The organism is Ruegeria sp. HKCCD9138, from assembly GCF_057220975.1.
Window position 1 is genome coordinate 1 of the sequence record NZ_JBWVAZ010000013.1, and the last position, 23,273, is coordinate 23,273.

Consider the following 23,273-nt stretch of genomic DNA (forward strand, 5'->3'; position numbering starts at 1 on the left):
CAATCGTGCCGATGTTGACGTGCGGTTTTGTACGCTCAAACTTTTCCTTTGCCATTCCTCAGGCGCCCTTTTGCGATTTGGGGGACCCTTGGTCCCGTGGTTACATCTGCGCGCGCGAGATATTTGGTTCAAAGGGGAAAATCAAGCACATCCTGAGGGAAAAGCCGGTTATGACGCCGGATTTCGCGTGAGTTCGTCGGATTCCAGCGGCTGGATCAGGTCCGGGCGCCTGTCGAACCAGCCATTGTCCTTGTGTTCAGCTGCCAGCCATTCCTCGACACGGTCGGCGACTTTCAATGCCAGCCCGCTCATCTGCTCTTCTTTTGTTCGGGAATGGCCCGATCCCGCGACAGCGCTTTCGCTGGTCGTATCTTCCAGGACCTGGAACTGTTTGCCCTTGGCCAGGAACTCTTTCTTGTTCACGTCATAGACGTTCACCAGGACGATGGCGGTGCTTTTGGGGTTATAGATCACCGGGATTCCAGGAGGCGCGAGCATGTAGCCCTCCAGGCTGATACCGATGTCGTACTCCTGAGCGCCTTCGTAGCGGCCCAGGCGAATATCGACCGCGTTCTGGATCGCATTCTCCCACTCCTTGGAAGTTGCATCCCGCGACACCGGACCCTTTTTCGCTTTTTCAGCAAACGCATAGTTCACGCGCAGTTTGAATTCGCCAAGACTCTCCGGCTCTTCATAAACCTGCGTCTGTGTGCATGCGCCCATCAGGGCAAGTCCGGTGATCAGGGTCAGAATGCGCAACATGTGTCTCGTCTCGATAGGCCAGATTTTTTTTGGATGTAGCGCACCGATACGGCCTGTGCAAAGCCGTATCGGCGGAAATTCACAGCCGTGGCAACCAGATCACGAAAACTTATAGTCTCGCGGGAAGCCATATGGTGGCTTTTTGCCTACTCCGGCACGCTTGGCCAGCCATTGGGTCAAGTCGGCCTCGTGGCGTGTCTTGTCACCACCCATCGACCATTTCAGGCCCTCTTCCCAAGCGAATGTGGTGATGTCCGACAAGCCACCGTCCAGCTCCAGGGTCCCCTGCCGTCCGCGCGCCATATTGTATTTCTGCAGGCGCACCCCTTTGCCGCGTGTCATTTCCGGCAGCTCGGAGATCGGAAAAACCAGGAATTTTCCGTTTTGAGAAACAACGGCCACATGATCGCCCTCTACAGGCTTGCAGATCATCGCCATCTCATCGGTCTTGACGTTCAGCACCTGCTTGCCGTTCCGGGTCTGCGCCAGAACCTCATCCTCAGGGACAATGAACCCATTGCCCGCGTCCGAGGCCACCAGCAGTTTGCGCCCCGCCTTGTGTATCAAAATGTCGACAATCTGCGCCTCGTTCGGCAGGTCGACCATCAGGCGCAGGGGCTCACCCATGCCGCGCCCGCCCGGCAGGTTTGCGGCGCTGACCGTGTAGAATCGCCCGTTCGAGGCAAAGACAAGCAGGCGGTCGGTAGTTTCGGCATGAAAGATGAAACGCGGGCCGTCGCCGTCCTTGAATTTCAGTTCGCGGGTCAGGTCAATATGGCCGGTCATGGCGCGAATCCAGCCCATCTGAGAGCAAACGACAGTGATCGGTTCCTTGTCGATCATCGCCTCAAGCGGCACTTCTTCGACGTTGCCTGCCTCGGCAAACTGGGTACGCCGCGCGCCACCTTCATAGTCTTTACCGAAGGTTTTCTTGGTCTCTTTTAATTGCTCGGCGATCTTCGCCCACTGCAAGGCGGGATCGGCCAGCAAGTCTTCGAGATTGGCCCGCTCAAGCATCAATTCATCTCGCTCGCGGACCAACTCCATCTCTTCCAGGCGACGCAGGCTGCGCAGACGCATGTTCAGGATCGCGTCGACCTGAACCTCGGACAGTTCGCCCTCACCCGGCTTGGGCGAGACATAGTCGGCTTCGCTGGTTGCGCGGATATGATCGATGCCCCAATCCTCGCGCATAAGCGCGGCCTTGGGATCGTCGTCATAACGGATGATGTCGATCACACGGTCGAGGTTGAGGAAGGCGACGATAAAGCCCTCCAACACTTCCAGCCGATGGTCGATCTTGGCCATGCGGTGACGCGAGCGACGCAGCAGCACCTCTTGCCGGTGATCAAGGAAAGCGCGCAGCACTTCCTTCATCGAGCAGACCTTGGGCGTCACCCCGTCGATCAGCACGTTCATGTTCAGGCTGAACCGCACCTCGAGGTCCGAGTTGCGATAAAGCATGCCCATCAGCACCTCGGGGTCCACGTTCTTGGAACGCGGTTCGAGGATCAGTCGGATGTCATCAGCGGATTCGTCGCGCACATCGGCGAGGATCGGGATTTTCTTGGTCTGAATCAGTTCCGCGATCTTTTCGATCAGCTTGGATTTCTGAACCTGATACGGGATCTCGGTGACGATGATCTGCCACTGTCCACGACCCAGATCCTCGACCTCATACTTACAGCGCAGGCGGAACGAACCGCGCCCGGTGCGATAGGCCTGCGCGATGTTCTCGGGCGGCTCGACGATTACGCCGCCGGTCGGGAAATCCGGGCCGGGGACATAATTCAACAGAGTGTCGTCGCGCGCATCCGGCGTCTTGATCAGATGCAGACAGGCGTCGCACAGTTCCGAGATGTTATGCGGCGGGATGTTTGTCGCCATGCCCACCGCGATACCGCTGGCGCCGTTGGCCAGCAGATTCGGGAACTGCGCAGGCAGCACGACCGGCTCGGTCAACGTGCCATCATAGTTGTCGCGAAAATCGACCGCGTCCTCGTTCAACCCCTCAAGCAACGCTTCGGCCACGATGGTCATCCGCGCCTCGGTGTATCGTGAGGCCGCCGGGTTATCACCGTCGATATTGCCAAAGTTTCCCTGCCCGTCGACCAGCGGGTAGCGGACGTTGAAGTCCTGCGCCAGACGCGCCATCGCATCATAGATCGCGGCGTCCCCGTGCGGGTGATAGTTACCCATCACGTCGCCCGAGATCTTCGCCGACTTACGGAACCCGCCTGTTGCGCTCAGACGCAGTTCGCGCATTGCATAGAGGATTCGCCGGTGAACCGGCTTCAACCCGTCGCGCGCGTCCGGAAGGGCACGGTGCATGATCGTGCTGAGCGCATAGGTCAAATAGCGTTCGCCGATTGCGCGGCGCAGCGGCTCGGCTACTTCGCCCCCGTTCTCGGGGGCCTCCATGTTGGGGTCGTCGATCGTATCGTTCATATATGATGTGATACGCCGCAAGTGCGCCTTGGTAAAGCAAGCAGCACATATTTTGCTGGGGACAAGTCGCGCTTTTTGCAACAGGGGGAGGCAAGTCCCGGATTTCCCCGGTTTTTCGACACATGGGCCGGATTATGGTATCCTCTACTCCATTGGAATGCTGCTGAATTTGTATGTTCGATTACCCGGGGGATGCGCCATGACGCGCCTTATTGTCGTTACTTTTGCCCTGCTCGGCTGGTGCTTTTACGTTATTAGCGGCGGACCGGATTTTGAGCCGCGCGGTATGCGTGCCGAGCAACCTGTACGCATGGCAACAGTGCAAAAACAAACCCCGACGCGCGATGTAGAACCCCAGGCCACAGATCTGGTGACCTACGTCGCCGCACGGACAGCCACAGTTCGAACACTACCGGAACCGACTGTTACTGCTGCAGGCGAGGTTGTCGTTGAAGAACTACCAAGTCTCAATGGGTTCTCCCAGATTTCGGCATTTGACGATCAAGGCGCAAGCTTCACGCTGGCCTCACTGGAAGACGGAGTGGCGGGGTTGCGACAAGTCGCACCGACGGCGGACGATGAACCCGCGCAGACCGAGGTGATACCGGAAGAACCCAAACAAGACATTCGTGAAGTTTCGGGCACGCGCGTAAACGTGCGCGACGGGCCCGGCACAATCTACCCCATCATCGGCAAGGTCCAACTGGGCCAGAAGGTCGAAGTCCTTGGCGAATCGGGCACCGGCTGGTTGCGCTTGCGCGTGTTGCCTGCGCAACAGGTGGGATGGATTTCCGAGTCTCTGGTCAGCAAATCCACAAACTGACGACCGCCGTCATTGCCCTGACCCAAAGCTCACCATAGCTATGGCTGAGTTCAGGTACGGAAATGACATGCAGAAATCCATTCTCATTACAGGCTGTTCATCCGGGATCGGTCAGGACGCAGCGCATGGGATGCGTGCGCGGGGCTGGCGCGTTTTTGCCTCGTGCCGCCAACAAGGCGACTGCGACCGGTTGCGCGCGCAGGGCTTTGACAGCCCGCTGATCGATTACACCAACGCCGAAAGCATCGCGTCAGGTCTGGCCGAGGTTCTGGAGGCCACCGGTGGAACATTGGACGCCCTTTTCAACAACGGCGCGCATGGACTGCCCGGAGCGGTGGAGGATGTTCCGACTGACGGCCTTCGCCATATCTTTGAAACCAACGTTTTTGGCTGGCACGAACTGACCCGGCAGGTCATTCCGGTCATGCGGGCACAAGGACACGGGCGTATTGTTCAGAATTCGTCGGTTCTGGGTCTGGTGGCCTTTCCCTGGCGCGGGGCCTACGTTGCCACCAAATACGCGGTCGAAGGTTTGACCGACACATTGCGGTTGGAACTATGCGGCACGGACATCAAGGTCATCCTGATCGAACCCGGCCCCATTAAGACAAAACTCCGCGAAAACGCGATCCCGATATTCGAGCGGTTCATTGATTGGGAAAACTCTGCGTTGCGACAGAAATACGAGTCATCGCTGCTGAAACGCCTCTACGAATCCTCTGGGCCCGACCGCTTCGAACTGCCAGCTTCGGCCGTGACTCTTAAACTGGCCCACGCGGTTGAATCAAAACGTCCCCGCGAACGCTATTACGTGACAACGCCGACTTATATTGCCGGCTATTTGCGCCGTATTCTGCCAACACGTGCGATCGATCGTATTCTCTCGGCTGTCTGAGGCAAAATAACTTGTTCGCTTTTTGGCCCGACGGGTCTAGATGAGTGCGACAGAAACAACAACGCGGACGGTGTAATCGTGGACCTACTGATGGTCGTACTGCTTCTGGCCATGGCGGCGGTCGTCGTCGTTCTGGCCCTTGGCATTGCCAATTTCGGCAAGGGCGGCATGGCCGCTGCCAAGAAAAGCAACAAGATGATGCGCTTGCGTATCCTGTTTCAATTCATTGCCGTGGTGCTGATCGTGCTCTACGTCTATTTGCGCGGACAGGGAGTTCAGTAGATGGTCGTTCTCAACAAGATTTACACACGCACCGGCGACGACGGCAAAACCGCCCTCGGCAACGGTGAACGAGTGGCCAAGTACTCGGGTCGCGTGACCGCATACGGCACCGTGGACGAGTTGAACGCCTTTGTCGGCGTCGCCCGCACCGAGGCCGAGGGCGATATCGACGCGGCCTTGGCGCGCATTCAGAATGACTTGTTCGATCTCGGCGCGGATTTCTGCCGCCCTGACATGGAAAAGGATGCCGAGGCTGACTACCCGCCCTTACGCATCGTTTCAGCCCAGATTGATCGGCTAGAGGCGGAAATCGACGCCATGAACGAATCGCTGGAGCCTCTGCGCAGTTTCATCCTGCCCGGCGGAACACGATTGGCCGCACATCTGCATGTATGCCGCACGGTGTCGCGCCGCGCGGAACGACTGGCCGTCGAGTTGACCAATATGGAACCGGTGAACGAAGTTGCTGTGAAATACCTCAACCGTCTCAGCGACTGGTTCTTTGTTGCCGCGCGTTGCGCCAATAACGGCGGGCGCGATGACGTGTTGTGGATCCCTGGCGCCAACCGCTGATCCTGCCCTATCCGGCGGTCCCCGAGACAGAAAATGACAAAACGCGACGTCCCGGAGCCATGACGTGACGATTTTGCCCTGTTGCGAGTCGCAATGACCCGCTATCAAACGCGGCGAGAGCATTGGTGGAGTCGCATCGCGGCTTGCCGTTTTTGTAAGGAGCATACGCAAAAATGAAGGTACTTGTGCCTGTCAAGCGCGTGATCGACTACAACGTGAAGGTTCGCGTGAAGGCGGACGGGAGCGGTGTTGATCTCGCCAATGTCAAAATGTCGATGAACCCCTTCGACGAAATCGCCGTGGAAGAAGCAATCCGCCTGAAAGAAGCGGGCAAGGCTGACGAAGTCGTTGCCGTTTCGATCGGCGTGAAGCAGGCGCAGGAAACCCTGCGCACCGCACTGGCCATGGGCGCCGACCGCGCCATTCTGGTTGTCGCTGCCGATGACGTCCATCAGGACATCGAGCCGCTGGCCGTTGCCAAGATCCTGGCCAAAGTGGTCGAGGAAGAACAGCCCGGTATCGTTTTGGCGGGCAAGCAGGCGATCGACAATGACATGAACGCCACCGGCCAGATGTTGTCGGCCCTGCTGGGCTGGTCGCAAGGCACCTTCGCGTCCGAGCTGGACATCGAAGGCGACAGCGCCAAGATCACCCGCGAGGTGGATGGCGGTCTGCAGACCATCAGCGTCAAGATGCCGACCATCGTGACCGTCGACCTGCGCCTGAACGAGCCGCGCTATGCGTCGCTGCCCAACATCATGAAGGCGAAGAAAAAGCCGCTGGATGAGAAAACTGCCGCCGATTACGGCGTCGACGTCACACCGCGCCTCGAGGTCGTCAAGACCGAAGAGCCGCCGGCGCGCGCCGCAGGCATCATTGTGGGCTCGGTCGACGAGCTGGTCGAGAAACTCAAAGAAGCGGGGGCTGTGTAATGGCTGTACTTCTGCTTGCTGAAGTCAACAATGGTGAGCTGTCTGTGGACGCCACCGCCAAGGCTGTCTCTGCCGTCAAATCGCTGGGCGACATCACCGTTCTGGCCGCAGGCGGTTCTGCTGCTGCAGCCGGTGAGGCCGCAGCAAAGATCGACGGTGTGTCCAAGGTTCTGGTAGCCGAAGACGCATCGCTGGGCCACCGTCTGGCGGAATCCACTGCCGCGCTGATCGTGGGTCTGGCCGACGGTTACGAGCACATCGTTGCACCCGCCACCACCGACGCCAAGAACGTGATGCCACGTGTCGCAGCTCTACTGGACGTAATGGTTGTTTCGGATGCCTCCGGTGTCGTTGACGGCTCGACGTTCGAGCGTCCGATCTATGCGGGCAACGCGATCCAGACCGTGAAATCGAACGACGCCAAGAAAGTCGTCACCATCCGGACCGCCAGCTTTGACGCTGCGGGCGAAGGCGGCTCGGCCCCGGTCGAGACCATCTCGGTCGGCGACAACCCGGGCCTGTCCGAGTGGGTCGAGGACAAGGTGGCCGAGAGCGACCGCCCCGAACTGACATCGGCCGGCGCAGTTGTCTCGGGCGGCCGTGGCGTAGGCTCGGAAGAGGACTTCAAACTGATCGAAGGCCTGGCGGACAAGCTGGGTGCGGCTGTTGGCGCGTCGCGTGCCGCAGTCGACTCGGGTTACGCTCCGAACGACTGGCAGGTGGGTCAGACCGGAAAGGTTGTTGCCCCGGATCTGTACGTCGCCGTCGGCATCTCAGGTGCGATCCAGCACCTGGCAGGTATGAAGGACTCCAAGGTCATCGTTGCGATCAACAAGGACGAAGAAGCCCCGATCTTCCAGGTTGCGGACTTCGGTCTGGTCGCCGACCTGTTCGACGCCGTGCCGGAACTCACCGAAAAACTCGGCTGACAATACAAGGATTCAAAGAAATCCTGACAAGGCCCGCCCAGCAGCGGGCCTTTTTCATATCAAATCCCGAATTGTGCCTGTCAAAGCCCCGGCAATCCTGCGATGCGTAGCGGGCCCAATCATGCACTCCGCCATCGGCTGCTGCAGAGTACCGAACAGCATATCCTCCAGTTCGTCCGACGCCCCGGACACGTTAACCTGAAGCGCGACCGATTGCGTACATAACGCCGCAACAGATTGAAACATCGACGCATCAACCGTGACTGGATTGTCAGTCGGTTTGCCGATGAAGCAATCCGCATGTCCGGCGGTTACCTCAAGCCAAAGCAGAATAACGGGCGACGAGACTTTCCCTAGAAACGACGTAAGCTTGGTTCGCCAGCTTTGCCGAAGTTCATCTGCAACCAGGTCGAAGCGAGCGTCCGAGTGGCTATTCAATCGATTTACAAGATGCCGCACAAAATGAACGTCGGTAAAATCCATCTCGGGATAAAGTTCAACCAGGTCTCGCGCGGGCTTCAGGAAACGATCATTTCGCCGCGGATGCACCCGATAGTACCGGTTCGATTGCCCCAAAACACCGGGAACCTGAAGCACGCAAAGCTCGGCCGCGTTTGCAAGTTCAAGCAAGCCCGCATCCCGGCAAAGGGCTTCGGCTCCGCAAAACAAACTGCCGAAGTTGATGCAACGCATGTCGAGTTGACGCTCGAGAATGGCGGGGAAAGGCTGCTCCACAAACCGGCCGAACGTCTCATCTCCGCCGATACAGGCTATGTAGGGACGCTCGATCGAGCGTTGCGGTGCCCGAAACGCCAAATGCGAGGCGCCATAATGACAAGCGGATTCTGCGGGACCACCCGCACCGATTGGTTGGTAGCTCATATCAATCACCCAGTTTTCATCACCCGGTTGCCATCTTGCAGCCTTATGTCTTGCAGATTCCTTAATGCGCGCATTTGAAGCGAATTTCACGGTCCCGATCCCCTTGCCGCCGGGCCGGAACTGCCGATAATGTCGCCGTATTCTGCGAACAGGGGCACCAGGACATGGACGTAAAAACAGTCGGAGTGATCGGCGCTGGCCAGATGGGCAACGGTATCGCTCATGTCCTGGCATTGGCGGAATACGACGTACTGCTGAACGACATCAGCCAGGAGGCGCTGGACAGCGCCTTGGCGACAATCGAAGCGAACCTGGCGCGCCAGGCATCGCGCGGCAAGATTACCGACAGTGATGTACAATCGGCACTGGGGCGCATTACCACTACGCTGAATCTGTCGGATCTGGGGAAGACCGATCTGGTGATCGAAGCCGCAACCGAGCGGGAAACCGTCAAGCAGGCGATTTTTGAAGACCTGCAGCCGCATCTGCTGCCGCACACGATCTTGACCTCGAACACGTCTTCGATCTCGATTACCCGCCTCGCCAGCCGGACGGACCGGCCCGAGCGGTTCATGGGATTTCACTTCATGAACCCTGTGCCGGTGATGCAGCTGGTGGAATTGATTCGCGGTATCGCCACAGATGAGGCGACGTTTAATGCCTGCAAGGCCGTAGTGGACAAGCTGGGCAAAACCGCAGCAAGTGCCGAAGATTTTCCAGCCTTCATCGTAAATCGTATCCTGATGCCGATGATAAACGAGGCCGTCTATACGCTCTACGAAGGTGTTGGCAGCGTTCAGTCCATCGACCAATCAATGAAGCTGGGGGCAAACCATCCTATGGGGCCGCTGGAGCTGGCGGATTTCATTGGACTGGACACCTGCCTGGCGATCATGAACGTGCTGCATGACGGGTTGGCAGACACCAAGTATCGCCCCTGCCCATTGCTGACGAAATATGTAGAGGCCGGGTGGCTGGGTCGCAAGACGCAGCGCGGGTTCTATGACTATCGTGGCGAAGTGCCGGTTCCGACACGTTAATAAGGGGCCAGCCCCCTCGCCCGGATTTCATCCGGGCTCACCCCCGGGATATTTTTGGCCAGATGAAGAAGCGGATCAGTTTTTGGTCGATTGGCCCAGTGACAGGGTGTGCTGTCTGAGCCAGGCCATGAATCCCCGTGGATCGCGTTCCAGCAAGGCCATATCCTCGTCCGAAACAGGATCGCCGATGACCGGGGATTGCGGCTTGTTGCAAGACCGGACGATTTCGTGCAGCAGCAGTCCCTGACGCAGGATCGGCGACAGGCGGTTGGCAATCTGGTACCAGCGCGAGTTGCAGCCAGGGAAAAAGATCGGAACGACGCGCGCGCCGGAGCGGCGGATCATCTTGGCGGTGAACACATTCCACTCACGCTCGATTGCCGGGCCGAACCAGTTGTCGGACGACATGACAACACCGGACGGGAACAGGGCGACGACACCGCCGTTCTTGAGATGGTCCATCGCCTTGCCCCGCATTTCCAGCATCTTGGATTGGGCTTCGGGGTCGTGCGGAAAGGGAACGGGAATCATGAATGACGTCGCCGCCTCGTCGAGGCCGGTCAGGACCGAGCGGGTCAGAATGCGATAATCACTTCGAACGCGGCCGATCAGTTCCGCAAGGATCATTCCGTCGACCATGCCATGCGGGTGATTGGCGACAACCACGACCGGTCCTTCGCTGGGAATACGGGCGATCTGCTCCGCCGGGGTTGTCAGGTCGATCCCCATTGTCTTGAGCGCACCGCCCCAGAACTTCTGACCACGGTAATGCTCGTTCTGCTTCTCGAACTTGTTGACCATGCGCAGGATGGTCAGCTTGCCGGTACACCATTCGATGGCGCGAATGGCTGTTGCAGTCCAGGCGTCGTCAAACGAGTTTGCGTAAGTCAGGGTTTTGCGATCGTAGATTTCGCCTTGATCAGGGCTTTGATCCACGACCGGGCCTGTCTTGGTATCGTGCGTGGTTTCCGCCAATTCCTGGTCTTCCCGTCCAATTTTCCGCGGCAGATCTGCGGTCAGAACCCTTCGCCGAACTTGTCGTTCACCAGAGTTTCCAAAGCTTCTGCCAACGCCTCAGCATCCGGGCCGGACGTCTCGACGTCAATAGTGGTTCCGCGCGACGCTGCCAACATCAAAAGACCCATGATACTGTCGCCCGAGGCAGAAAGTCCGTCTCTGGACACCTCTGCCCTTGCGTCAAAGCCTTCGACCACTTCGACCAGCTTGGCTGAGGCGCGGGCGTGAAGTCCTTTTTCATTAATGATTTTCAAGCTTCGGTTGGCCATTTCAATTAACCCGGTCTTAGTCCAGCGTCACGTTTTGTGCATTGATGTATTTGCGACCAGATTCCAGGGCCAGACGCACGGCTTCCGCCACCGGCAAGTGGCGACTTTTAGCCAATTTTATCAACATGGGCAGGTTCGCCCCGTAAAGGATTCGCCGATCCTGCGGCGCGCAGGCCCGCAAACTGAGGTTGGATGGGCTGCCGCCATAAAGGTCGGTCACCACCACGACACCGTCGCCAACGTCGACCTCGTCAGCGGCGCTGCAGATCTCTTCCTGTTTTTCCTCACGATTGTGATCGGCCTCGATCGGAACGGCTACCAGCCCGGGTTGCATGCCAACCACGTGCTGGGTCGCGGCCAGATACTCCTGCGCCAGTCCGCCATGAGCTACAATTACGATCCCGATCAACCCGGCCTCACATTCAACGATCGACGTTCCATTTCGCGGTGCCTAATTGACACCTGCTGCCCCTGTTCTGCAAGAGCCTTTGCAACCGCTTCCGCCATTGCAACTGACCTGTGCTGCCCGCCAGTGCAACCGAAAGCCACGGACAGGTGTGCCTTGCCTTCCGCCCGAAAGGCGGGCAGCAGCTGGATCAGCAGGTCAACGACCCTGTCAAAGAACGCTGCATAGTTCGTATCGGACTGAACATAGCCCGCCACATCCGGATTTCGACCATCCTCTGCCCGCAACTCCGGACGCCAGTAGGGATTGGCCAAAAACCGGCAGTCAAAAACCATGTCCAACCCACGTGGTAAGCCCCGCTTGTAGGAAAAAGACTCGATGGATACGGCCAGATGACGCCCGCCTCGGGGGGCAAACCAATGCTCGACCTCTTCGCGCAATTGGTGAATGTTCAGGGAACTCGTGTCGATCAGTGTATCCGCAATTTCGCGGATCGGTTGCAGCAGTTCTTTTTCCTGCCGAACGCCCGTTTCCGGACTGGCATTTGCGGCGACCGGGTGGCGCCTTCGGGTTTCGGAAAACCGCCGCAGCAATACCTCGTCGCTACAGTCCAAGTAGAGCGTGGTCAGATCGACATTCTCCATCCGCCCCAGCCGTGCAGCCAGTTCGATAAATCCGATGGTCGAAAAGTCCCGGTTGCGCGCGTCAATCCCCAACGCCATGGGCCGGGCATCGTCAGAGCCGTCGAGCAATCGGGACAAAAGACCCATGGGCAAATTGTCGATTGCTTCAAAACCAAGGTCTTCCAGGACATGGATCGCTGTCGAGCGTCCCGCACCGGATGGTCCCGTTACCAAAACGATGCGACGTTGCGATGTCATGTGTTCGGCCATTGCGGGTCCACACACCCCATTTTCACAAGTTGAACCAACGCTGCAGCCAAATTGGGCGTGTCTGCAGCACGAAGCAAGGGAACAGTTTGCCTCAGGAGGTGAACATGGGTCGGTTCGGGCAGACGGCGGGGTTCCGCTTGCCCCAGATCGACGACGTAAGACAAGGGAACCGGCCCCGCCGGGTCCGCGCGCAATAGCCCGATACCGCGCGCCTCGATCAGGCCGCGGATCGGCTGTTTTGCGTCTGCCATGACCTTGCCCGCCTGCATACTCAGATCGACCCGGTCATCGCCAACCAACTGCGCCCCGAGCGCCATAAGTTGCAGCGCCAAGCCGGACTTGCCCGAGCCGGACGGCCCCACGATCAACACACCATTCCCATGAACGGACACGCAGGTCGCGTGAATACAGGCCCTATCCTGACCGGTGGTTTCTGTCAGAGATTGCGCATCCATGAGCCTACACGGGAAGTCCTACGACAAACCGCGCGCCCAGCGGATCTGACGTGATGTCCGCTTCGGTCGGGCGGATGTTCTCGGCCCAGATCACACCGCCATGTGCCTCGACAATCTGTTTGGAGATAGCCAGGCCCAGGCCCGAGTTATTGCCGAAATGCTCCTCGGGCCGTTCCGAATAGAACCGCTTGAACACTTTGGTCAGCGCCTGATCGGGAATGCCGGGTCCGGTATCTTCGACCACGATCAAGACCCTTTTGTCACGCTGGCGCACCCAGACGCGAATTGCATCGTTTTCCTGGCAGAATGAGATTGCGTTGGTGATCAGGTTTACAAAGACCTGCGCCAGCCGCGCCTCGAGCCCGTTGATCACGATGGGATCGGATGGCAGGTCGGTGATATATTCGATACCTTTCGAGCGTGCATCCTCGCCCAGGAACTGACCGATATTGTCGAGGAGTTTCAGCAGGTCAAACGGCTGCTCCTCTTCCTTGACAAGTTCCGCATCCAGACGGGAAGCGTTCGAAATATCGCTGACAAGCCGATCCAGCCGGCGCACATCGTGCTCGATGACACCCAGCAGTTTTTCGCGCTGATCATCACGTTTGACCATGCGCAATGTGCCAACTGCGGACTGCAGACTGGCCAACGGGTTCTTGATTTCATGGGCCACATCGGCAGCGAACTGTTCGTTCGCATCGATCCGGTTATAGAGTGCAGTCACCATCCCGCGCAGAGCCCGGCTGAGGCGACCGATTTCATCCGGACGAGCACTAAGATCCGGGATGCGAATGCGACCCGGATTGACGCTCGAACCACGATCCTTGCCGATCTCGGCTGCCGAGGCCAGATCTGCCAGCGGGTTGGCAATGGTAGATGCCAGAACCAGACTGAGTCCGATAGAAACAAGCAGCGCCACGATAAACATCTGCAGGATCCGCTCCTGCTCCTGCCGGGCCAGGGCATCGATCTCTCCGGCGGGTCCCGCCATCGCGACGGCACCGACGGGTGCGCCTTCCAGCAAGATCGGTGCGACGGCCACGATAACGGTATCGCCTGCGTCATCCAGCACTGTCTGAACCTGCACGTCCCCCGCAAGCGTTTTGGGGATAATCTCCTGTACGCGCTGTGCCAGTGTCGGAGCCTCGCCTTCCGGCGCACGGCTAAAGATTGTATGCACGCCCATCCAGACTGCATTCAGCGCATCGCTGATCAATGTGCTTCCGGTCGCCGCGTTACGATCCGTACGAAGCAGGACAGGCAGTTCGGACGCGGGCGTCGCCCCTCGTGTCCAGCCAATCAGAGTACCGGTGCCATCATAGACAAACACCTCGCCACCTTCCGGCAAGCTGAGCCCCGAAAGCGTGTCACGTACATCCAGTGCGATAGCCTCGCCGCTACCTGAAACCAACGGCTGACGCAGCTGGGTTTCAAAAACGTTGCTGACCAGTTTTGCATCGCCGATCAGATTGCGTGCCGTCTGCTGCACCCTTTGTTCGCGGGAATTATCCAGATAAAGCAGCCCGGCCACCAGAATGACCAAGGCGATCAGATTGAACGTGATGATCCTGCGGGCAAGTGGCGATCTGCGCAGGGAGAACAGATTGCGCCTTGACCGCTTTGCATTCAGTTCTGCAGAGTCAGGATCCTGGGGAATGACCCAGTCATCCCCAAGTACGACGTCACCGTCGCGAAATTCGCTGGATTGTTCGGTATCGCGCACGAGACCCTACCACCCCTTAAAAACGGTCGCGTCTACTCTTCGTTATACCGATATCCGATACCGTACAAAGTCTCGATTGCCGAAAATTCCGGATCGGCGGCACGCATTTTCTTGCGCAGGCGCTTGATGTGGCTGTCAATCGTCCGGTCATCCACATAGACCTGATCGTCGTAGGCCACGTCCATCAGCTGATCCCGGCTTTTGACGAAACCCGGACGTTGTGCCAGCGCCTGCAATAGCAGGAATTCAGTCACCGTCAGCGATACATCAGCACCTTTCCAGCTCACCGCGTGTCGCAGGGGATCCATCCGCAGCTCGCCGCGTTCCATCACCTTTGCGTCACCTGTGTTGGTATTCGCCACATCGCCTTCGGTGGCTTCCTGCCGCCGCAACAGGGCGCGGATCCGTTCGACCAGCAAGCGTTGTGAGAAAGGCTTTTTGACATAGTCATCTGCGCCCATGCGCAGCCCCAGGACTTCGTCAATCTCATCGTCCTTGGACGTCAGAAAAATGACCGGCATCTGGGTTTTCTGCCGCAGGCGCTGCAGCAGATCCATGCCATCCATGCGCGGCATCTTGATATCCAGCACGGCCATGTCCGGCAGCTTCTTGTTGAACGCGTCCAGCGCGGCCTGCCCGTCGTTATAGGTTTCGACCTCAAACCCTTCGGCTTCGAGTGTCATGGACACGGACGTCAGAATGTTTCTGTCGTCGTCCACCAGTGCAATCTTTGACATCGGGTTCACCCCTATTCCTGCTCACTCGCGCAATAATACGCTTTTTTGTAAGGCATTGTTGGCGGTTTTAAGACGCCGAATCAATCCGTAACTGCGAATCGTGCCTTTGTTGGGGCAGGTATGCGGCAAATTTGCCTTGATACCCCCAAGAATCTGCCGGGTTTTCCGGCAGGAAAAACTTGGTGGCGCTAAACCTTAGCTTGGTTGCGCTAACTGCGCCAAACCGTCCTGTTCATGCCCCAAACGACCGTGATAAGAGGCCCTGTCCGCCGGACATTCCGGCATGAATGCCCCAAGAGCGCACCCGGCCCCAACTGCCGCCGCGCCGCCACAGGAGAAGACACACATGACATCTGGACGGGTTAACCCGCAATTCCGCCTCGAGGATCAGGGCATCGAGGGTCTGGGACATGTCTATTACAACTTCATGGAACCGGCGCTGATCGAAGAAGCGCTGAAGCGCGGCGAAGGTACGCTCGGCAATGGTGGTGCCTTTCTGGTGACCACCGGCAAGTTCACCGGTCGTTCACCCAAGGACAAGCACGTCGTCAAGACAGATAGCGTTGCCGACAGCATTTGGTGGGAAAACAATGCAGAGATGAGCCCCGAAGGGTTCGATGCGCTTTATGAAGACATGCTGGCCCATATGAAGGGTCGCGACTATTTCGTGCAGGATCTCGTTGGCGGAGCCGATCCAGCTTATGCGATCAATGTGCGCATGGTCACCGAAATGGCCTGGCACAACCTCTTCATCCGCCACCTGCTGCGCCGCCCGGATCGTGAGGATCTGGACGAGTTCGTGGCCGATTTCACCGTCATCAACTGCCCGAGCTTTAAGGCAGATCCAGCCAAGCACAACTGTCGCAGCGAAACCGTGATCGCGCTGAACTTCGACCGCAAACTGATCCTGATCGGTGGCACAGAGTATGCGGGTGAGAACAAGAAGTCCGTTTTCACCCTGCTGAACTACATGCTGCCTGAAAAAGGCGTGATGCCGATGCACTGCTCGGCCAACCACGCCGTTGGCAACCCGGTCGATACCGCCGTATTCTTCGGACTGTCGGGCACCGGTAAAACCACGTTGTCGGCTGATCCGTCACGTGTGTTGATCGGCGATGACGAACACGGCTGGTCGGACCGCGGCACATTCAACTTCGAAGGCGGCTGCTATGCCAAGACCATCAACCTGAACGCCGAGGCCGAACCCGAGATTTATGCGACAACCTCGAAATTCGGAACGGTTATCGAGAACATGGTCTTCGATCCCGAAACCAAGGAACTGGATTTCGACGACGACTCGCTGACCGCGAACATGCGGTGCGCCTATCCGCTGGAATACATCTCGAACGCGTCCAAGACCGCGCTTGGGGGCCATCCAAAGAACATCATCATGCTGACATGCGATGCGTTTGGGGTTCTGCCTCCGATCGCTCGGCTGACGCCTGCGCAAGCGATGTACCATTTCCTGTCGGGTTTCACGTCCAAGGTTGCGGGCACCGAGCGCGGCGTGACCGAGCCACAGCCCACATTCTCAACCTGCTTCGGTGCACCTTTCATGCCGCGTCGCCCCGAAGCGTATGGCAACCTGCTGCGGGACAAGATCGCCCAGCACGGCGCGACATGCTGGCTGGTTAACACCGGCTGGACCGGTGGTGCATATGGTGTCGGAAGCCGGATGCCGATCAAGGCCACCCGTGCCCTTCTGACCGCTGCGCTGGATGGCTCGCTGGCCGATGCCGAATACCGAAAGGATGCCAATTTCGGTTTTGACGTTCCGGTTGCCGTGCCCGGTGTTCCCGAAGTTCTGCTGGACCCGCGTCGCACATGGGACGATCAGGCAGCCTTTGACAAGCAGGCCGAGAAGCTGGTTCAGATGTTCGCCGAGAATTTTGAGCAATACGTGCCGTTTATCGACGAAGACATCAAAGCTGTCGCGATCGGGTAAGAGGCAAAGAGGGGCCACAGCGCCCCTTTTCGAGCCGCCGAGAACATCCACGCAGTCACATTGTCGAGTGTGTCGCTATAATTAAGTTGCGCGACCAGCAGACATGGGGTATCAAACTTAGTCATTACGATGATCCTGTTCGGTTTTTTTGGTCGGACCGGGTCTGTCAGGTACCTTTGGGCAGCTCCTGCGAATACACTCACACCCGCGTTGTGAGTTGCCCGATCACATGGTGAAAGAGTCCAATTGGGGGTGGGCGCCAGGCTGAGGTTGAATAGAACAGTGTCCTGTTCAAAACATCTTTGCTCGGCGCTGGAAGCAACAGGTAAATCATGACCGAAATCTCGAAACTCACTGAACTGCGCAAACTGATGCAGAGCATGGAACGCACATTGGGGCTGGAGGAGTTGTCCCCGGTCGAGCGTGACATCTACTACGCGGCCGAGGAACTGTCGAAAGCCAATCAGGAAGTGCGTACATTCGGCCTGATCGAACACACGCTGGTTCAAAGCGTTTCCCGCCCGACTTTTTTCCGGGCCCTGAAATCGTTGGTTCAAAAGGGGTATTTGTCACAAAGCGGCAGTTCTAACCGGGGTCGGTACATCGTCCATGCCCCCAGGTGACATTTCTTTACGGCAAGTAAACGGCTGACGTCAGTGCGCGGGTGGATTTCGGACACGTTCTTCGCTTCGTTGGCCTATGTGGCGGCGTCGATTCTGACCTTCGAGGTCCTGATGCCACTGCAGAACATGTTCTTCCCGGAATATCCCAGCCATGCCAGCCTGCTGTTTCTGCCGCATGGTGTACGGGTTCTGTCGGCCTGGTTGTTGGGCTGGCGCGCAATTTTTGCGTTGTTGCCGGGCGTTTTCATTGTGTTCGCGATGGTCGGAGGCTGGGATGTGTTCCTGCCCAGCCGCTTGCTGGCCATAGCAATTGCCGTCACGACCGTGCCTGCGGTCTTCTATGCCTGCAAATGGCTGGGATGGGATCTGTTTCCCAAACCTGACCGTCGCCCTTGCTGGGCATGCGTTATGGGTATCGGTGTAATCACGTCCATTCTGGTGGCCGTATTGACCAATCTGGCATTCGGCAGCGCCACGGTGGAATACTTCGCCTACCTGATCGGTGACATTTCCGGCCTGTTCTTCTTGATGCTGGGGCTATATTTCAGTTTTCGTCTTGCCGATCGACGCGCCTGACTGGTCAGCCCATTATCCCACGCCGCAATAGGTTCAGCCCGGCAATCAGCAATACAAGCAGTGTCAGCTTTCGAAACTGCGCCTGATCAATCCGGTTCTGCAAAGACAGACCGCCCCACATTCCCACCAAGGCAGGCAGGATCAACAGCGCCGAAAACGTGGCTGTCTCGGATCGCAAGATACCGGAACCAATATGTGCGGCGACCAAAGCCACCGCGCCCAGGCCATAAATGACACCCTGCACGCGCATCTGATCTTTCTTGGCCGTGTTCAACGCCGTCAGATAAGCCACAGTCGGCGGCCCCCAGACGCCGGAGACTCCGCCAACAAATCCGGCGATCGCGCCCGCGGCAGCCTCAACCCGAGCGGAAGGGCGCTGCAATACAAGCTTCAGTCCCAGCAACTGCACCAATGCAAAGAAGGACACCGGTATGCCGATCATCATCATGAAGACCTGAGGCGACAGCAAGCGGACCATCTGAGCGCTGACCAGCAGAAAGACCAGCCCGACAGTCAGGAAAACCCGGAACTGACGGATCGATTTCAGCGCGGCTGCAGCGCCTTCGCGCAGGGCCTGTATTCCGTTGGTGACCAATGTAGGCAGAATAAGACCGGCCAAAGCCAGATCCGGCGGCAACATGATGCTGAGCCCCGAGACCAGCACCATTGGCATGGCAAATCCCACCATGCCTTTGACCCACCCGGCCAGAAACGCCACAGCCAGAGCCAGATACAGATCATGAGGTGACATCATTGCGAACGGCGCCATCCCTCTTCTTAACATCCTGAAATTTCTCTGCACTGCAAAAACGATTGAGTAATTTTTGAACTTTTTTGCACCATTATTCGTATTTTTGTTGCGCTGCACGTGCAGCATGATATGACCAGACGACCCAAAGAAGGACGTGATTCATGGCCCATGACGGACAGGACGTGACCAACATGACCGCACAAGCAGTTTTATCTGACCTCCTGACTTTGACAGGCGCAGCCTTGCCCGCGGTCAACTCTGTTTTCGAACAAGCACGCGAGTCGGTGCGGGCAATGGTGACGGACGGCGACCGGATCTCGGGTGCCCTGATCGAGGCGAACCAGACCGCTGCGCACGGGCTGGCATGGCTGGCTACGTATAACCAGTCTCTGCAACAGATGCAGCGCTGGGCTGAGGCATTGGATGCCGACAGTAAATTCGGTGAGATGGAACAGCTGCTGCATCAGATCGCCTTTGGAGAGTACCTGCATCAGGTTGCCGGCGGTATTCCGATGAATCAGGGTGAGGTTGTCCGGCTGCAGGATCTGGGTCTGGGCTGGGATGCTCTGTCCGGTTTCCAATGCGCCGAAGTGCAGACCCTCATGGCGCAGGCCAACTCTCAGGCCGCAAGAACCCGACTGGTCGAGTTGATGCAGGATCAGGCAGGCGCCACGATGTTCGGCGCATCGGGGCTGGATGAAGAACTTGAAATGATCCGTGACCAGTTCCGTCGCTATGCACAGGACAAGGTCGAGCCAAACGCGCATGAATGGCACCTGAAGGATGAGCTGATCCCGATTGAGATCATCGAAGAACTGGCCGAGATGGGCGTCTTCGGACTGACGATTCCCGAAGAGTTCGGCGGCTTCGGCCTGTCCAAAGCCTCGATGTGCGTCGTGTCCGAGGAACTGTCGCGTGGCTATATCGGTGTCGGCTCGCTGGGCACCCGATCCGAGATCGCGGCCGAGTTGATCATTGCGGGCGGCACCGACGCGCAAAAGGCACAATGGTTGCCCAAAATCGCGAGTGCGGAAATCCTGCCCACGGCGGTGTTTACCGAACCTAACACTGGCTCCGACCTTGGCAGCCTGCGCACCCGCGCGGTCAAGGACGAGAACGGCGACTACAAGATCACCGGCAACAAGACGTGGATCACCCATGCCGCCCGCACCCATGTGATGACCCTGCTGGCACGGACGAACCCCGACACTACCGATCACCGCGGCCTGTCCATGTTCCTAGCCGAAAAGACACCGGGTACAGATGAAGACCCCTTCCCCACCCCTGGCATGACCGGCGGCGAGATCGAGGTTCTGGGCTATCGCGGCATGAAGGAATATGAACTGGGCTTTGATGGCTTCCACGTCAAAGGCGAAAACCTTCTCGGCGGCGAAGAAGGCAAAGGTTTTAAACAACTGATGGAGACCTTCGAATCCGCCCGCATCCAGACTGCGGCCCGCGCGATCGGGGTGGCGCAAAGCGCGCTGGATATCGCCATGCAATACGCACAGGACCGCAAGCAATTCGGCAAGTCGCTGATCAAATTTCCGCGCGTATCCGGCAAGCTGGCGATGATGGCGGTTGAGATCATGATTGCGCGCCAGTTGACCTATTTCTCGGCCTGGGAAAAAGATCACGGCCAGCGCTGCGACCTTGAGGCAGGGATGGCCAAGCTGCTGGGGGCCCGTGTGGCCTGGGCTGCTGCGGATAATGGCCTTCAAATCCATGGCGGCAACGGTTTTGCACTGGAATACAAGATCAGCCGTGTCCTGTGCGACGCGCGCATTCTGAACATTTTCGAAGGGGCTGCCGAAATCCAGGCACAGGTTATCGCACGACGTCTGCTTGGGTGACCGTTTCGGCAACTCCGTTTCCCCAACTGACCCGGCCCTTGCGCCGGGTCTTTTTCTTGCGTTGGCGGAAATGCACGAGAACTTGGCTGCACGTACACAAGGGTCGGTCGTGATCCGCTGACGCGGAAACTTCCCCTTTGATCCGAGGCAGAACAGGGGTAGAGCACGCCGGGAACAAATCAGTATCCGAGCAGTTGGCAGCTAAGATGACCAGACGATTTCTAGCACTTTGGGCGATGCTTGCAGCCCTAGCCTTAGGCGGCTGCGCAACAACCTACCCCACCGCCAGCCAGAGTGACATCGATGCGCTGGCACAGGCCATCCAAAACCTGGATCCCGGGGTCGATCCCGCCGAGGCGCGGCAAGCCGCAAATATCTCCTATGCCTACTCGCAACGCTTGGCACGAGAATGGGAAGTCACCGATCCTGCCATCATCCACAATGCCAAAGTCGCCAACGGGTTTCGCGAGCGTGGTCTGTGCAACGACTGGGCGGAAGCGATGACAAAACGCCTGCGGCAAGAGAATTTCCGCACGTTGGACCTGCATTGGGCCACCTCTCCGCCAACACAGTTTCGCATCATCCACCACTCGGCCCTCATCAGTGCCAAGGGGGACTCGATGTACGATGGTATCATCCTCGACCCCTGGCGAAACAGCGGCGCGCTGCATTGGGCGGCAACGCGCGAGGACACGAGGTACAATTGGCGGCCGCGGCTGGAAGTGCGCGAGGAACTACTGAACGGAACGCTATCGTTTTGACACCGGTTCCTTCCACATACGCGATGGGCTAAGACCTTGTCATGACTCGGCTGATCCTGACCTTGCCCCTGCTGGCATTTTTCCAGTGTGACAAAGACGAGACTGTCGCGGCCTACGGCGCGGCGGATCAGACCTGGGTCCTGCGGGAAATCGACGGACAACCCTATCAGGCCAGCGCCCTTCTGCGATTTCCCGAAGAAGGCCGTATCGAGGGTAACGCCCCTTGCAACAGCTACAACGGCACTCTGAACGCGCCCTATCCGTGGTTCGAGATTTTGGATCTTTCGGCGACCCGTGCAGCCTGTGCCGGCCTCGAAGCCGAGGGTGTTTATTTCGCGGCGTTGCTGACGATGACTCAATCCGAAGTGTCCGGTGACGTGCTGATCCTGCGCAACGAGGACGGGCATGAAATGGTATTCAAAGCCGCCGAGTGAATTGCTCCACAAACCGGCCACGTGCCTCGGGTAGCGGGTTGTGGCCCAAAGCCGGCGCCACACGGTGCTCAAGAAAGTAGCCTGTGGTTTGTAAACCTTCGGCGATTTCCGTATCCGGCGAAGCGCCTTTTCCACGCAGACACGGCGGCAGAGGCAGTAGTTTCTCGGCCCATTCCCCTGCGCCGTCCGCGCTGACCGCACGGCCGGTCTTGGGGGAAACATAGACCAAACCCTCGGTCGCACCGGTCACCGCACATGTAGTCAGGTCGAGGCCAAAGCCCAGCTCTTCCAGCAGGGCCAATTCCCAATGCAGGTAGGCCAGCGGCCAGATTTCATCCTGACCCAGAAGGTCCATCAGTTGTTCGGTCTGTTTGTAGATCGCGGGGTGCGGCTCTCGCTCTGGCAGACAAAACGACAGCAGTGCCACGACGGCATTCAACCCCGCCAGTGCCAACCGCCCCGAAAACGCCGCTGCCGCGCGGGATCGCAGGGGTTCCACCTGAAAAGTCCCGATATGTTCCTCAAGCCGGGCGCGCCAAAGCACGTCCAACTGCGCCCCGGGTTGCAGGACCGGCGCGATCTTGCGACTGGTCCCACCCCGCACGACGCCGGCATGTCGACCGTGTGTTTCGGTGAAGACCTCGATAATCGCCGCTGTCTCGCCATGACGGCGAGAGGTCAGAAGGATGCCATGATCGCGCCAGTCCAAATCGGGGTCCTGTTAGCGGTTGGGGTCGCCGGCAGAAAACCCCAAGGAAGCAGATCGTGCAAGATCACAAGTGAGAGGACCGTTCAAACCCTGCATGAAACCTCGAATATGAGAAGTTAGGGCGCCAATCGCCTACACCAGGTCGCTGACGGCGTTCGTGAACCTTAATGGCGCGGCATGGATTTGTTAGTTCAAAAGGTCGATTTCATGCCCGTCGATGATGATCGCAAGGTCCCAGAACTTCCGGATTTCCTCCTCTGCGACCTGCGCTGCGGATTGCTCATCGGGGATGCGTTCAATGCGGAAACCGAACTGCTCAAATCCGCAGAAATCAACACGGCTTAGAATGATTGGAACCACATTTCGTTCAATTGCGGCAGCGGCAAGTAGTCGTGCGATCTTGCAAACAGATTTCGGAGGTTCGTGTATCCTTACACCGATATGCGTGCGCTTGACCGTTTCGCATTCCCAGAGGGCGGTTGACGGCACCAGTTTCATTTGGGGAAACACCACTTTCCCGTGCGGCCGGGATTTCCGGTGATCGGTCATCAAGTC

26 protein-coding genes are annotated in these 23,273 nt (G+C 58.2%); 13 read left to right on the plus strand and 13 right to left on the minus strand.

Translation table 11 applies throughout. The features are described from left to right. Window positions 1-168 precede the first annotated feature (168 nt). Both AC2TEL_RS18605 and AC2TEL_RS18610 read right to left on the minus strand, forming a co-directional pair. Window positions 169-762: a hypothetical protein gene (locus AC2TEL_RS18605; protein WP_480906066.1), complete on the minus strand. Its 594-nt coding sequence runs from the start codon at window positions 760-762 to the stop codon at window positions 169-171. A gap of 99 nt (window positions 763-861) precedes the next feature. Beyond that, window positions 862-3,210: a DNA topoisomerase IV subunit A gene (locus AC2TEL_RS18610; protein WP_480844172.1), complete on the minus strand. Its 2,349-nt coding sequence runs from the start codon at window positions 3,208-3,210 to the stop codon at window positions 862-864. Between the two features lie 199 nt (window positions 3,211-3,409). Between AC2TEL_RS18610 and AC2TEL_RS18615 the strand changes: the two genes are divergently transcribed. The 6 genes from AC2TEL_RS18615 to AC2TEL_RS18640 all read left to right on the plus strand — a co-directional run bounded on the left by AC2TEL_RS18615 (window position 3,410) and on the right by AC2TEL_RS18640 (window position 7,644). Then, a complete protein-coding gene (locus tag AC2TEL_RS18615) occupies window positions 3,410-4,033 on the plus strand; it encodes an SH3 domain-containing protein (protein WP_480906069.1) in 624 nt (207 codons plus the stop codon). 67 nt (window positions 4,034-4,100) lie between these two features. After that, entirely contained in the window at window positions 4,101-4,928 is an 828-nt protein-coding gene (locus tag AC2TEL_RS18620; protein ID WP_480906246.1) for an SDR family NAD(P)-dependent oxidoreductase, read from the plus strand. A 90-nt stretch (window positions 4,929-5,018) separates the two neighbouring features. Further along, window positions 5,019-5,210 carry a twin transmembrane helix small protein gene (locus tag AC2TEL_RS18625; RefSeq protein ID WP_480906072.1) on the plus strand — a complete coding sequence of 64 codons (192 nt, stop codon included), beginning with the start codon at window positions 5,019-5,021 and terminating at the stop codon, window positions 5,208-5,210. Continuing rightward, window positions 5,211-5,783 (plus strand): cob(I)yrinic acid a,c-diamide adenosyltransferase, encoded by a 573-nt coding sequence (locus AC2TEL_RS18630; protein ID WP_480844175.1) that lies wholly within the window; start codon window positions 5,211-5,213, stop codon window positions 5,781-5,783. It abuts the gene before it with no gap. A 173-nt stretch (window positions 5,784-5,956) separates the two neighbouring features. Beyond that, window positions 5,957-6,715, plus strand: a complete 759-nt coding sequence (locus AC2TEL_RS18635; protein ID WP_480844176.1) for an electron transfer flavoprotein subunit beta/FixA family protein — start codon at window positions 5,957-5,959, stop codon at window positions 6,713-6,715. Continuing rightward, on the plus strand, window positions 6,715-7,644 hold the full coding sequence (locus tag AC2TEL_RS18640) for an electron transfer flavoprotein subunit alpha/FixB family protein (protein WP_480844177.1): 930 nt from the start codon (window positions 6,715-6,717) through the stop codon (window positions 7,642-7,644). The genes AC2TEL_RS18635 and AC2TEL_RS18640 overlap by 1 nt, the downstream gene beginning before the upstream one ends. Window positions 7,645-7,698: 54 nt before the next feature. Here the strand turns inward: AC2TEL_RS18640 and AC2TEL_RS18645 are convergent, their stop codons facing one another. Further along, window positions 7,699-8,526, minus strand: a complete 828-nt coding sequence (locus AC2TEL_RS18645) for a DUF6473 family protein (protein WP_480844178.1) — start codon at window positions 8,524-8,526, stop codon at window positions 7,699-7,701. Window positions 8,527-8,690: 164 nt separating this feature from the next. Between AC2TEL_RS18645 and AC2TEL_RS18650 the strand changes: the two genes are divergently transcribed. Further along, a complete protein-coding gene (locus AC2TEL_RS18650) occupies window positions 8,691-9,566 on the plus strand; it encodes a 3-hydroxybutyryl-CoA dehydrogenase (RefSeq protein ID WP_480844179.1) in 876 nt (291 codons plus the stop codon). Between the two features lie 75 nt (window positions 9,567-9,641). Here the strand turns inward: AC2TEL_RS18650 and AC2TEL_RS18655 are convergent, their stop codons facing one another. The 7 genes from AC2TEL_RS18655 to AC2TEL_RS18685 are packed head-to-tail and all read right to left on the minus strand — an operon-like array spanning window position 9,642 to window position 15,066. After that, window positions 9,642-10,541 carry a lysophospholipid acyltransferase family protein gene (locus AC2TEL_RS18655; RefSeq protein WP_480844180.1) on the minus strand — a complete coding sequence of 300 codons (900 nt, stop codon included), beginning with the start codon at window positions 10,539-10,541 and terminating at the stop codon, window positions 9,642-9,644. A gap of 41 nt (window positions 10,542-10,582) precedes the next feature. Beyond that, window positions 10,583-10,852, minus strand: coding sequence for an HPr family phosphocarrier protein (locus AC2TEL_RS18660; RefSeq protein WP_480844181.1), 270 nt, complete (start codon window positions 10,850-10,852; stop codon window positions 10,583-10,585). 16 nt (window positions 10,853-10,868) lie between these two features. Further along, on the minus strand, window positions 10,869-11,261 hold the full coding sequence (locus tag AC2TEL_RS18665) for a PTS sugar transporter subunit IIA (RefSeq protein WP_480844182.1): 393 nt from the start codon (window positions 11,259-11,261) through the stop codon (window positions 10,869-10,871). Next, a complete protein-coding gene (gene rapZ / locus AC2TEL_RS18670; RefSeq protein WP_480906075.1) occupies window positions 11,258-12,139 on the minus strand; it encodes an RNase adapter RapZ in 882 nt (293 codons plus the stop codon). Before rapZ ends, AC2TEL_RS18665 begins: the two co-directional genes overlap by 4 nt. Next, window positions 12,136-12,606: an HPr kinase/phosphorylase gene (locus tag AC2TEL_RS18675; RefSeq protein WP_480906078.1), complete on the minus strand. Its 471-nt coding sequence runs from the start codon at window positions 12,604-12,606 to the stop codon at window positions 12,136-12,138. Before AC2TEL_RS18675 ends, rapZ begins: the two co-directional genes overlap by 4 nt. 4 nt (window positions 12,607-12,610) lie before the next feature. Next, window positions 12,611-14,329, minus strand: coding sequence for an ATP-binding protein (locus AC2TEL_RS18680; protein WP_480906080.1), 1,719 nt, complete (start codon window positions 14,327-14,329; stop codon window positions 12,611-12,613). A gap of 32 nt (window positions 14,330-14,361) precedes the next feature. After that, a complete protein-coding gene (locus AC2TEL_RS18685) occupies window positions 14,362-15,066 on the minus strand; it encodes a response regulator transcription factor (RefSeq protein ID WP_480844186.1) in 705 nt (234 codons plus the stop codon). 346 nt (window positions 15,067-15,412) lie between these two features. Between AC2TEL_RS18685 and AC2TEL_RS18690 the strand changes: the two genes are divergently transcribed. The 3 genes from AC2TEL_RS18690 to AC2TEL_RS18700 all read left to right on the plus strand — a co-directional run bounded on the left by AC2TEL_RS18690 (window position 15,413) and on the right by AC2TEL_RS18700 (window position 18,210). Further along, window positions 15,413-17,011 (plus strand): phosphoenolpyruvate carboxykinase, encoded by a 1,599-nt coding sequence (locus AC2TEL_RS18690; protein WP_480844187.1) that lies wholly within the window; start codon window positions 15,413-15,415, stop codon window positions 17,009-17,011. A gap of 332 nt (window positions 17,012-17,343) precedes the next feature. Next, the gene (locus AC2TEL_RS18695; protein WP_480844188.1) at window positions 17,344-17,634 is read left to right on the plus strand and encodes a hypothetical protein; all 291 of its coding nucleotides are present in this window, start codon (window positions 17,344-17,346) and stop codon (window positions 17,632-17,634) included. Window positions 17,635-17,667: 33 nt separating this feature from the next. Next, a complete protein-coding gene (locus AC2TEL_RS18700; protein WP_480844189.1) occupies window positions 17,668-18,210 on the plus strand; it encodes a hypothetical protein in 543 nt (180 codons plus the stop codon). Window positions 18,211-18,214: 4 nt separating this feature from the next. Here AC2TEL_RS18700 and AC2TEL_RS18705 read toward each other — a convergent pair whose 3' ends face one another. Continuing rightward, window positions 18,215-18,979, minus strand: a complete 765-nt coding sequence (locus AC2TEL_RS18705; protein WP_480862778.1) for a sulfite exporter TauE/SafE family protein — start codon at window positions 18,977-18,979, stop codon at window positions 18,215-18,217. A 143-nt stretch (window positions 18,980-19,122) separates the two neighbouring features. On the opposite strand from AC2TEL_RS18705, the gene AC2TEL_RS18710 reads away from it, so the two are divergent. The 3 genes from AC2TEL_RS18710 to AC2TEL_RS18720 all read left to right on the plus strand — a co-directional run bounded on the left by AC2TEL_RS18710 (window position 19,123) and on the right by AC2TEL_RS18720 (window position 22,009). Further along, on the plus strand, window positions 19,123-20,814 hold the full coding sequence (locus AC2TEL_RS18710) for an acyl-CoA dehydrogenase family protein (protein ID WP_480906082.1): 1,692 nt from the start codon (window positions 19,123-19,125) through the stop codon (window positions 20,812-20,814). Window positions 20,815-21,020: 206 nt separating this feature from the next. Next, complete coding sequence (locus tag AC2TEL_RS18715) at window positions 21,021-21,575, plus strand: hypothetical protein (protein WP_480906085.1); 555 nt, start codon at window positions 21,021-21,023, stop codon at window positions 21,573-21,575. A gap of 41 nt (window positions 21,576-21,616) precedes the next feature. After that, window positions 21,617-22,009: an META domain-containing protein gene (locus AC2TEL_RS18720; protein ID WP_480844193.1), complete on the plus strand. Its 393-nt coding sequence runs from the start codon at window positions 21,617-21,619 to the stop codon at window positions 22,007-22,009. Here AC2TEL_RS18720 and recO read toward each other — a convergent pair. Continuing rightward, window positions 21,993-22,718, minus strand: a complete 726-nt coding sequence (gene recO, locus AC2TEL_RS18725) for a DNA repair protein RecO (RefSeq protein WP_480844194.1) — start codon at window positions 22,716-22,718, stop codon at window positions 21,993-21,995. The genes AC2TEL_RS18720 and recO overlap by 17 nt on opposite strands. A gap of 186 nt (window positions 22,719-22,904) precedes the next feature. Next, window positions 22,905-23,267, minus strand: a complete 363-nt coding sequence (locus tag AC2TEL_RS18730; protein ID WP_480844195.1) for a hypothetical protein — start codon at window positions 23,265-23,267, stop codon at window positions 22,905-22,907. Between the last annotated feature and the right edge of the window lie 6 nt (window positions 23,268-23,273).

Excerpts from the sequence above, each read along its gene's own strand:
- AC2TEL_RS18605 (WP_480906066.1), bottom strand. The coding sequence starts at position 762 with ATGTTGCGCATTCTGACCCTGATCACCGGACTTGCCCTGATGGGCGCA.
- AC2TEL_RS18610 (WP_480844172.1), bottom strand. The coding sequence starts at position 3,210 with ATGAACGATACGATCGACGACCCCAACATGGAGGCCCCCGAGAACGGG.
- AC2TEL_RS18615 (WP_480906069.1), top strand. The coding sequence starts at position 3,410 with ATGACGCGCCTTATTGTCGTTACTTTTGCCCTGCTCGGCTGGTGCTTT.
- AC2TEL_RS18620 (WP_480906246.1), top strand. The coding sequence starts at position 4,101 with ATGCAGAAATCCATTCTCATTACAGGCTGTTCATCCGGGATCGGTCAG.
- AC2TEL_RS18625 (WP_480906072.1), top strand. The coding sequence starts at position 5,019 with ATGGTCGTACTGCTTCTGGCCATGGCGGCGGTCGTCGTCGTTCTGGCC.
- AC2TEL_RS18630 (WP_480844175.1), top strand. The coding sequence starts at position 5,211 with ATGGTCGTTCTCAACAAGATTTACACACGCACCGGCGACGACGGCAAA.
- AC2TEL_RS18635 (WP_480844176.1), top strand. The coding sequence starts at position 5,957 with ATGAAGGTACTTGTGCCTGTCAAGCGCGTGATCGACTACAACGTGAAG.
- AC2TEL_RS18640 (WP_480844177.1), top strand. The coding sequence starts at position 6,715 with ATGGCTGTACTTCTGCTTGCTGAAGTCAACAATGGTGAGCTGTCTGTG.
- AC2TEL_RS18645 (WP_480844178.1), bottom strand. The coding sequence starts at position 8,526 with ATGAGCTACCAACCAATCGGTGCGGGTGGTCCCGCAGAATCCGCTTGT.
- AC2TEL_RS18650 (WP_480844179.1), top strand. The coding sequence starts at position 8,691 with ATGGACGTAAAAACAGTCGGAGTGATCGGCGCTGGCCAGATGGGCAAC.
- AC2TEL_RS18660 (WP_480844181.1), bottom strand. The coding sequence starts at position 10,852 with ATGGCCAACCGAAGCTTGAAAATCATTAATGAAAAAGGACTTCACGCC.
- rapZ (WP_480906075.1), bottom strand. The coding sequence starts at position 12,139 with ATGACATCGCAACGTCGCATCGTTTTGGTAACGGGACCATCCGGTGCG.
- AC2TEL_RS18675 (WP_480906078.1), bottom strand. The coding sequence starts at position 12,606 with ATGGATGCGCAATCTCTGACAGAAACCACCGGTCAGGATAGGGCCTGT.
- AC2TEL_RS18685 (WP_480844186.1), bottom strand. The coding sequence starts at position 15,066 with ATGTCAAAGATTGCACTGGTGGACGACGACAGAAACATTCTGACGTCC.
- AC2TEL_RS18690 (WP_480844187.1), top strand. The coding sequence starts at position 15,413 with ATGACATCTGGACGGGTTAACCCGCAATTCCGCCTCGAGGATCAGGGC.
- AC2TEL_RS18695 (WP_480844188.1), top strand. The coding sequence starts at position 17,344 with ATGACCGAAATCTCGAAACTCACTGAACTGCGCAAACTGATGCAGAGC.
- AC2TEL_RS18705 (WP_480862778.1), bottom strand. The coding sequence starts at position 18,979 with ATGGCGCCGTTCGCAATGATGTCACCTCATGATCTGTATCTGGCTCTG.
- AC2TEL_RS18710 (WP_480906082.1), top strand. The coding sequence starts at position 19,123 with ATGGCCCATGACGGACAGGACGTGACCAACATGACCGCACAAGCAGTT.
- AC2TEL_RS18715 (WP_480906085.1), top strand. The coding sequence starts at position 21,021 with ATGACCAGACGATTTCTAGCACTTTGGGCGATGCTTGCAGCCCTAGCC.
- AC2TEL_RS18720 (WP_480844193.1), top strand. The coding sequence starts at position 21,617 with ATGACTCGGCTGATCCTGACCTTGCCCCTGCTGGCATTTTTCCAGTGT.
- AC2TEL_RS18730 (WP_480844195.1), bottom strand. The coding sequence starts at position 23,267 with ATGACCGATCACCGGAAATCCCGGCCGCACGGGAAAGTGGTGTTTCCC.